At 45.9% G+C, this 455-nt stretch carries 2 protein-coding genes; both read left to right on the top strand.

Annotated elements, in window-relative coordinates; all coding sequences use genetic code 11:
- A partial coding sequence (locus tag GYB81_RS23810) for a Rop family plasmid primer RNA-binding protein (RefSeq protein ID WP_438810733.1) occupies positions 1-217 on the top strand: 217 nt, incomplete at its 5' end.
- Positions 217-455: helix-turn-helix domain-containing protein (locus GYB81_RS23805; protein ID WP_161898001.1), on the top strand; the 239-nt coding region annotated here is incomplete at its 3' end. The genes GYB81_RS23810 and GYB81_RS23805, both read left to right, overlap by 1 nt.

Below are 455 nucleotides of genomic sequence, written 5' to 3'. Positions count from 1 at the left end.
GAGCACTGACGCTCTGAGGCCTCTGATGATAAAACAACAGAAAGCAGCGCTGAACATGGCTAAATGCAACCAGAATCAGGCTCTGCTCCTGCTGGAGAAGCTTAACGAGCTTGATTTCGATGTCGAGGCCTACCTTTGTGAGAAACTCCACGATGATGCGGAGCATCTTTTCCGTACACTGTCTTCGGGACTGGATGAATTACAGGATGGTAACTGATGGCCAGAGTGTCTATTAGTGAAGCGGCTCGGCTTGTTAAGGTTAGTCGCCCCATAATTTACAAGATGATTAACAGTGGGAAACTAAGTTACACCTCTGTTGTAAAGCATTGGAAAAATACTAAAGTTGTTGATACATCAGAGCTTATTAGGGTTTTTGGCTCGCTTTATGGTGGGGGCGACACTGTAAAACATGATGTAAAAGGTGACGCAGGCGCTACAGGGGTTAACATCTCTGG

This window comes from Pseudomonas yangonensis, assembly GCF_009932725.1.
GTDB classification, from domain to species: domain Bacteria; phylum Pseudomonadota; class Gammaproteobacteria; order Pseudomonadales; family Pseudomonadaceae; genus Aquipseudomonas; species Aquipseudomonas yangonensis.
The sequence above is the reverse complement of the archived record's forward strand: the minus strand, read 5'-3'. Positions and strand labels throughout refer to the sequence as shown.